6 protein-coding genes and 1 pseudogene are annotated in these 6,025 nt (G+C 62.3%); 5 read left to right on the top strand and 2 right to left on the bottom strand.

Annotated elements, in window-relative coordinates; all coding sequences use genetic code 11:
• The first annotated feature begins 461 nt into the window (after positions 1–461).
• The 4 genes from ACXWUF_RS16625 (at position 462) to ACXWUF_RS16610 (ending at position 2,798) form a co-directional block, all read left to right on the top strand.
• Complete coding sequence (locus ACXWUF_RS16625) at positions 462–587, top strand: hypothetical protein (RefSeq protein WP_458495755.1); 126 nt, start codon at positions 462–464, stop codon at positions 585–587.
• Between the two features lie 536 nt (positions 588–1,123).
• Positions 1,124–1,351 (top strand): hypothetical protein, encoded by a 228-nt coding sequence (locus tag ACXWUF_RS16620; protein ID WP_458495754.1) that lies wholly within the window; start codon positions 1,124–1,126, stop codon positions 1,349–1,351.
• 611 nt (positions 1,352–1,962) lie between these two features.
• Positions 1,963–2,295: an STAS domain-containing protein gene (locus ACXWUF_RS16615; RefSeq protein ID WP_458495753.1), complete on the top strand. Its 333-nt coding sequence runs from the start codon at positions 1,963–1,965 to the stop codon at positions 2,293–2,295.
• A 377-nt stretch (positions 2,296–2,672) separates the two neighbouring features.
• Positions 2,673–2,798: a hypothetical protein gene (locus tag ACXWUF_RS16610; RefSeq protein ID WP_458495752.1), complete on the top strand. Its 126-nt coding sequence runs from the start codon at positions 2,673–2,675 to the stop codon at positions 2,796–2,798.
• Positions 2,799–2,844: 46 nt separating this feature from the next.
• Here ACXWUF_RS16610 and ACXWUF_RS16605 read toward each other — a convergent pair.
• Positions 2,845–3,977 (bottom strand): IS630 family transposase gene (locus ACXWUF_RS16605; RefSeq protein ID WP_458495751.1). Its coding sequence is split into 2 segments (ribosomal slippage): positions 2,845–3,554 and positions 3,554–3,977, totalling 1,134 coding nucleotides; the frame shifts between segments, so codons are not numbered across the junction.
• Between the two features lie 171 nt (positions 3,978–4,148).
• Here ACXWUF_RS16605 and ACXWUF_RS16600 point away from each other — a divergent pair.
• Positions 4,149–4,385 carry a hypothetical protein gene (locus ACXWUF_RS16600; RefSeq protein WP_458495750.1) on the top strand — a complete coding sequence of 79 codons (237 nt, stop codon included), beginning with the start codon at positions 4,149–4,151 and terminating at the stop codon, positions 4,383–4,385.
• A 951-nt stretch (positions 4,386–5,336) separates the two neighbouring features.
• Here ACXWUF_RS16600 and ACXWUF_RS16595 read toward each other — a convergent pair.
• A pseudogene (locus tag ACXWUF_RS16595) lies at positions 5,337–6,025 on the bottom strand (hypothetical protein); the annotation flags it as partial.

The following is a 6,025-nucleotide window of genomic DNA, read 5'->3' as shown; positions in this document are numbered from 1 at the left end:
GCCCCGCGCCGATGATAGTGCGGACCACCCGCGCGAAAGTAGGGCACCGCCAGGCACCCATCCACGGACCCCCGCCCTCCCTCTGGAGGCCGGGGGCTTCCGTCTTCCCACAATCCACGCCCCATCCGCCGCCGCTCACGGCTTCCTTTATAGCAATGGACGCTCGGATTCGATATGCGATATCCATTTAAAATCAATGGCTTGTCTTCTGTTTTTGTATCGAGCCAAAATAGAGCCGCTATTAAGGGATAGTGCCCTAACCACTCCAAGTTGACGCCGAACCAAATTCAGGTGTGGTGATGGCTTTGCCTGTGGCCCGATGCCAGAGGGCCGGGCATGGTGGACGCTGAAACTGCTAGCGCAACGGAGGGTGGAAATGGACCAAGCGGCGCAACCTGTTCATACTCTTCGAACCGCTAGCGAAATTCCGCCAAGTTAAGGTCACGGACCGGCGCACGGCGATGGATTTCAAAGTCGCCGCTTGGCAGGATTCGCACAACGGGGCGGGCGGCTTGGTGAACTGGCGCTTCTCGACCGATGACGCCCGGATCGAACTGCGTAAGCTTTGCCCAACATTCGATGGCTGACAGAGCACTAGAGCGCGATTGCCCTGCGCTGGTCCGCAGCCCCTCTTCCCGTGATTGATGCTACACTTGCACCTAGTGGGTCATCCATCTTCATTTGACGGGTGGTGGCAGTCGCCCGCAGGGGGCAGCGGTCCAACGAGGAGAAGCCGACTGATGAGGAATGACCACCATGGACAACCGAGTGACCCTGACGGACGAAGAGCGGATGAAATTGAGACGGCTGGTTTCGACCGGGAAGGCCGCCGCCCGCAAACTCATCCACGCCCGTATCCTGCTACTGGCCGCGACTCCCTCGGGGAGGCACGTTCCGACGAGGAGATCGTCGCGGCCTTGGGCGCGGGTTCCCGGACGGCATCAAGGGTCCGCCGCCACTTGGTCACCGAGGGGATGGACGCCGCCCTGCGGCACCGGAAAAGGTCAAGATCAAGGGCGATGTCGAGCGGTGCCTGATCGAACTGGCGTGCGGCGATCCCCCGGAAGGCCGCTGCCACTGGGTTCTGCGACTGCTGGCCGACGAGTTGGTGGTCCTCGGCCTGATGGATCGCGTAGGCCTCGAAACCGTGAGGCAGGCGCTTAAAAAAAACGACATCAAGCCCTGGATCGTCGAGACTTGGTGCGTGCCACCCGAGGCGGATGCCGAATTCGTCTGGCGGATGGAGGACGTTATCCAGACCTGCCTGTTGCCCTGCGATCCCGACTATCCCGTGGTTTGCTTCGACGAGGCGTGCCGACAATTGTTCGGAGAGGTTCGGCAGCCCCCATAGGCCGTCGGCGTCGGATGGACCATGAATACGAGCGCAAGGGCGTTTGCCACCAGTTGCTGATGTGTGAGCCACTACGGGGCTGGCGGCATGTCCGGGTCAGCGTGCGACGAACCCGCCAAGACTAAGCCCGCTGCGTGCGGGGACTGGTGGATGCGCATTACCCACGGACCAGGAAAATCCGGATGGTTCAGGACAATCTGAACACGCACGACGGGGCCAGCCTGTACGGAGCCTTCCCGCCCGCCGAGACGCGGCGGTTGTTGGTGTTGGACAGGATCGAGTGGCGCTACACCCCAAGCATGGCAGTTGGGTCAACATGGCGGAGACGGAGATTGGCATCATGAACGCCCAGTGCCTGGACCGTCGGCTGGAGAGTCCCGAGCGGATCGCGGTCGAGGGTGCCGCTTGGGAGGCCCGAAGGAACGCCGCGCAGGCACGCATTCACTGGTGTTCACCGTCGCGGCGGCGCGGCGCAAGCTGCGGAAGCTTTACCCGTCAAATGAAGATGGATAATCCACTAGTCCAGATTATCATTTGTGTGCGAAAGCTTACCCATCGGCACGTACCAACTGTCCCATTTAACTTGCATAATTGAGTCTCCAATGCTTTTAATGCATTCCATCCGAGACGGAGTCGACGTGGTCGGGATTACCGGGCGACTAGCTATGGCCGATGCTTCGGCGGCGCGGGAACAACTCAAAATCATTATCGAAAATGGAAGTGGAAACCTGCTTATCGACTTGAGCGGACTGACCTTCATGGATTCGAGCGGTTGCTCCGTCTTGATTTCCGCCTTCAAGTCGGTGCGAGGCAGGCAGGGGCGCTTGGTGTTGAGCTGCCTGTCTCCCGAAATTCAGTCGCTTATCGAACTCACCCGGCTCAACGAAATTTTTGAAATTTTCACGGATACCGTTGCCGCGCTGGCTAGCCTAAAAGCGTCCTAAAATGGGCCGGAGCGCCCGGTGGTGCCTGGGCATAATGCTTAGCGGCTGCGGCGCTTGGGAGAGTGTGCCGAACGCCACGCCGAGCCGAATGCCCGCGCCACTTTCAAAGTGCCTGATAAGCCACACAAAACCTCGACCGCCGAGGCGATCGAGGCGATTGCCGCTTTCCGTAGCAAGGCTTCTACCGATTATCGCTTGGGGGCGATGGCGACCAGATCACTGTCGAGGTGGAGAACTCTTCGGCTAACAAATCATCGGGCCAGACGGGCAGATCACGCTACCAGTGGCGGGGTCTTTAAATCTCCCGGCAGGAAGCCGCCAGCGCCGTCAGCCGCGCCTTATCGCGATATTACAAGGACGCATACACCAATCTGCGGGTGGACAAGTACGCATCCAACCGCGTCATTATCTTGGGGCGCGTGGAAAATCTCGGTTCCTTGGAATTCGACACGCCGCCTACCCTGTTGGGGATGCTCGCCAAGGCCGGTGGCCTGATTGCCTGACAAAACTAGCCGAAGAGGGTGGAAGGTGGAGCAAACTAGTGCTCTGTCAGGCGTCAATGGTCGGGTAAAGCTTACGCAGCTTGATCCGGGCGTCGGCGGCGGTGAATTGCCAATCCGCTTTCACCCCGGCCCGGTTGCGGCGCTCGACCCACGCCGCCACATGCCGTTCCAGGACGGCCCGTTCGCCGACGCGCTCGGGCAGGTCGCGGACCAGGGCGCTCAGTTCGATCTCGGCCATGTCCAGCCAACTGCCGTGCTTCGGCGTGTGGTGGATTTCCAGCCGCTCGGCGATCCGTCGGCCCTCCTCGGGCGGGAAGGCCTCGTACAGGCTGGCCGTCGAGTCGGTGTTGAGTTGGTCCATCACCAACACGATCCTGTCCGCCTCCCGGTGGCGCCCGTCCACCAGGTTCCGCACGACCTGGGCGAAGTCCAGGCGGGTCCGGGTGCCGGTGACCTCGACCCCGCGCCATCCGGCCAGCGGCTCGAAGACCATGAACAGGCTCGCCACCCCGTGGCGCGTGTACACGCTGTCGTGGCGCTCCACCTGGCCCGGCGCCATCGGCAGGGGCTCGCGCACCTCGCCGATCAGTTGGACGGAGGCCTCGTCCAGGCAGATCACCGGACGGTCGGCCCGATGGGGCCTCTGGTAGACCGCCAGGACATCCTCCATGTCCGCCACGAACTCGGCCGAGGACTCGGGCGGAATGACCCACATCTTCCGGCGGTGCGGCTGGAGTTCGTTTTTTTTAGCACGCCCCGCACCGTCTCGTGGGAGACCGCCTCGGCGATGCCCAGCTCGACCACCCGGTCGGCCAGCAGCCGCAGGGTCCAGCGCGGCTTGCCCTCGGGCGGCTCCGAACAGGCCAGGGCGATCAGGCGGGCCTCCTGGGCACCGTCCAGCAGGCGGGTGTAGGCCCGTTCACTCGGCTTGGGCACCAGGGCCGCCTCCAGCCCCGCCTCGACGAAGCGCCGCCGCACCCGCTCCACCGACCGGACGCTCACGTTCAACGCGCCCGCGACCTCCAGGTCCGCGCGCCCCGGCCCGCCTTCGGCCTCGTCGGCCTGCAGGAGTATCCGCGCATGGGCCAGCTTCCGGGCCGCCCCCTTGCCCCGGCTGATCAGTGCCTCCAAGTCGCGCCGCTCCTCGCCCGTCAACGTCACTCGGTAAACCTTGGCCATCTTCGCCTCCACAGGGCTTCGCTCCGGCCCCCGCTGAGCCGGATTCCTCGCCTTCAGGGTAGCCGACAAAGGATGCCTGACGCTGCACTAGGTTCTGTTGACGTAAGCGAGGCCAGATCAGTGACGTAGGGTGGATAAGCGAAGCGCATCCACCCAACCAAGGCGATGGCGGTGCCGGTCTTCTGGAGCCTTCTCGACAAGGCGGGGAATTCCGACACCGCCGAGCGCATCGCTCTGATGGAGCGCTTCCTCAAGGTCTTCGGGGCCACCCGGATCGCCGCCCTGCTGTGCTGGCCGACCGGGAGTTCGTCGGCGAGGACTGGTTCCGCTGGCTGCAACGGCAGCGCGTCCCGTTCCACCAGCGCCTCAAGCGCGACACCCTGGTGCCCAACCGTTGGAACCGGATGACGCGCCTGAACCGGCTGTTCGGCTTGCGTCGGCGAGGCGCGCCGCCTGGCCGGGCGGCGTCCGGTGTGGGGCTGCTTCGTCCACCTTTCCGCCCTGCGCCTCGACGACGGGGACTTCCTGTTCATCGCCTCCTCCGGCACCCCCCAGGCCGAGGCCATCGATGCCTACGCCGACCGCTGGCAGGTGGAGACCCTTGAAATCCAGGGGCTTCAACCTGGAGGACACCCACCTCACCGACCCCAGGTGCCTCGCCAAGCTCACGGGCCTGCTCGCCCTGGCCTTCGCCTGGGTCCACCGCGCCGGCGAACTCCTCCACGACGGCCCCAGCCCCATCCGCCAAAAAAACGCGGCGGCGCCCCCTCAAGTCCCTTTTCCGCCACGGACTCGACTTCCTCCGCAACGCCGTCCTGAACCTGGCCGAGAAGCCCGATGGGTTCGCCTGGGCATTGAGGGTTTTGTCCTGTACTTAACCTGAGTTCGGGATAAGAAAGTGGAGGGAACGCCGACCTTTTCGCGTTAAGATTTTGTTTCCACTAACAAATTCGGGTGGTGTTTTAGATTTGGATTTTGCCTGTCTTTTCAGTAGACATGCTCACTGTCTAACTTGTGTTTTTAATGATAGTTTAAAGTGCCAGGAATCCGTTCCAATATAAATGAAATAATCTTATAAATGTGACATATGATCTCTTGAGTGATGCGCCAAACTATGGAGACATTTCATCCCGCCAATGGCGTGTTCGACGACGACGCGGTTCTTGCCAGCTTCCGATTATGTTTCTTCTGAGTCGGCGTTAGCTTTGGATCAGGGTTTCCCTTGGACTTCTTGGGCTTCGGAGGTGGGTTTATAGTTAATTATTCTAATTGACCATAAAAATCACAGGATCAATACTTTAGTATTATTCTTGAATGAGATGGACAGGAGGCCGATTATGAAAGGCGACCGGATAAGCCTCAATAACCAGCCCTTTCAAAGTGACCTAAGCAATTGATCCGTCGAGACATGGGATGGGGCTGCTTCGGGTCGTAGGGCGCTTTCTGCCTGGGTTTCTTCGGGCCGCGGGGATGCTTCTTCAGGGTTGGCAGCCGGACGTGCCGGGCGGTTCCGCGCAGCCAGGCGGCGAACTCGGGCGGGGAGGCGGCGGCGATGAAGCCCCAGTCCATTCCCTCGCCCAGGTGGGCCAGGGCGAGGAAGGTGGCGGCGATCTCGTGGGCGATGTAATACCCCGACACATCCTCCGACACGGGTTTCCCGTGGGCGCAGTCGAGGCTGGCCATGAGGACCGACAATACATTATAAGCGGCCAGCGCCAGGGCGAATCCGAAGAGGGCGGCCCTGGGGTAGGCCAGGGTTTCCAGTTCGGAATTGAAATGCTTCTCGACGTGCTGGAAGGCGGTTTCGAGCGTCCAGCGCCGACGGTATAACGCGGCGAGGGTGGTGGCGGGTATCCCGGGCGGCAGGTCCGAGAGCAGGTCGAGGCAATCGTCGCCGTCGCGGGTGGGGGTTTTGAGTTCGCCGCGGACCCGCCGATAAGGCCGCCCGTCCACGGTGACGGCCCGCTCGGACACCCGCCGCTCGCCGTCGTCGTCCACCAGGACGAACGGGCCCGCCTCGGCGAAGGGCAGGTTCCCGTGCAGGCGGA

This window comes from Methylomagnum sp. (assembly GCF_054333355.1).
This window is presented reverse-complemented; position numbering and strand designations above follow the sequence as displayed.

What these genes read in the sequence shown, in the direction of transcription:
- ACXWUF_RS16625 (WP_458495755.1), top strand. Translation starts at nt 462, where the DNA reads ATGGATTTCAAAGTCGCCGCTTGGCAGGATTCGCACAACGGGGCGGGC.
- ACXWUF_RS16620 (WP_458495754.1), top strand. Translation starts at nt 1,124, where the DNA reads ATGGATCGCGTAGGCCTCGAAACCGTGAGGCAGGCGCTTAAAAAAAAC.
- ACXWUF_RS16615 (WP_458495753.1), top strand. Translation starts at nt 1,963, where the DNA reads ATGCATTCCATCCGAGACGGAGTCGACGTGGTCGGGATTACCGGGCGA.